Genomic DNA, 1,565 nt, shown 5'->3' with positions numbered 1-1,565 from the left:
ATTGAAACTTTTCGCGATGATTACTTCCAGACCCAGTACAAACTGCTCCAAAGTCGCAGTCTGGCCGAGAGAACTATCAATAAATTGAAATTGTGGGAAAAAGAGGAGTTTTCGGGAAAGAAGCAGGTTACCTCTGAAGAGCTGAAAAATCCCCTTTTCAGGCAGAAGATGGTTGACCAATTCCTTGACCGGCTGGAAGTCAAGCCTATCAGGATGACCAGGCTGGTTGAAGTAACTTTTAAAGCTCATGATCCGGGTCTGGCCAGCGAGTGTGTTAATGCTCTTTTTGATTCTTTTGTGGACATGAATATTGAAACTAAATCTGAAGCCACAGAACAAGCTACTGAATTCCTGAGTCAACAGATTAATGAGTTGAAAAAGGAAATCAGCCAGAAAGAACAGGAATTGCAGAATTATGGACAGGAAAAGAATATTGTTATCCTCAGTGATAAAGAAACCACCATTCTGGATAAGTTGAGTGAGCTGAATAAAGCCTTAACTGAAGCTCAGATTGACCGGGTTCGTAAAGAAGCCTACTATAATGAGATTAAAAATGCTTCTCCGGATTACATCCCGGAAGCTTTAAGTAATCCTTTAATCCAACGCCTAAGAGAAGACTATCTCAAACTGAGTCGAGAATATGCCAAAATGCAAGAACAGTTTCAGCCTGAGTATCCTGAAATGCAAAGGCTGAAAGCTGAATTGGACAGTGCCAGAGAATTACTTAAAAATGAAACAGAAAGCTTAGTGAAAGCAGCTTATTCTGAATATCAGGCAGCTCTGAAGAAAGAAAAGTCTCTCCAGGAACTATTTGACAGGCAGAAAGAAGAGGCTTTCCGTATGAACTCTAATGCTATCCTTTACAACAGTCTTAAGATTGAGATCGAAAACAGGAAAAATCTATTAGAATCTCTGCTAAAAAGACAAAGTGAGACTGGCGTCTCAGCCAGGTTGAAGGGATTGAGAACTTCAAACATTCGTATAGTGGATCGGGCTGATATACCCATCAAGCCGTCCAGTCCGAAGAAATTTCGGAATCTACTGCTGGCTCTTTTCCTGGGGCTTTTTGGCGGAGTTGGGCTGGCTTTTGTGATGGAATATCTGGACAATTCGGTTAAATCAGTCGAAGATGTCGAACGCTATTCGGGGTTGCCCACCCTGGGAGTGGTTCCGGCTTTTGGCGAAAACGCCAGAGCTTATGCTTATTACTATGCTTATCGCTCTGGAGAAGATGGCCGGAAAGGTAAGTTAGCTGAAAGGAAAGAAGGAAAGAAAGAAGAGACTGAACCTAAGAGTATAGAACTCATAACTCATTTTGCCCCGGAATCGGTTTTCGCTGAAAACTATCGTTCGCTTCGGACTGCCCTGTTACTGTCGGGGCCTCAGAGCAACCTGAGGAGTATGATTGTCACCAGTGCTCTGCCTACTGAAGGGAAAACGACTACAATTTCCAACCTGGCCGTAAGCTTAGCTCAGATGGGGAAAAAGGTGTTGCTGATTGATGCTGATTTGCGTCGGCCCAAGCAGCACCGGATTTTTAATATGAAAAATCATGATGGCCTGAC

At 43.1% G+C, this 1,565-nt stretch carries 1 protein-coding gene; it reads left to right on the top strand.

Annotated features, from left to right (window positions below; genetic code table 11):
• Window positions 1-1,565, top strand: a 1,565-nt coding sequence (locus tag H5T41_11095) for an AAA family ATPase (protein ID MBC7109304.1), incomplete at both ends; no start/stop codon positions are given.

This window comes from Methanomassiliicoccales archaeon, from assembly GCA_014361295.1.
Lineage (GTDB): Archaea > Thermoplasmatota > Thermoplasmata > Methanomassiliicoccales > JACIVX01 > JACIVX01.
The sequence above is the reverse complement of the archived record's forward strand: the minus strand, read 5'-3'. Positions and strand labels throughout refer to the sequence as shown.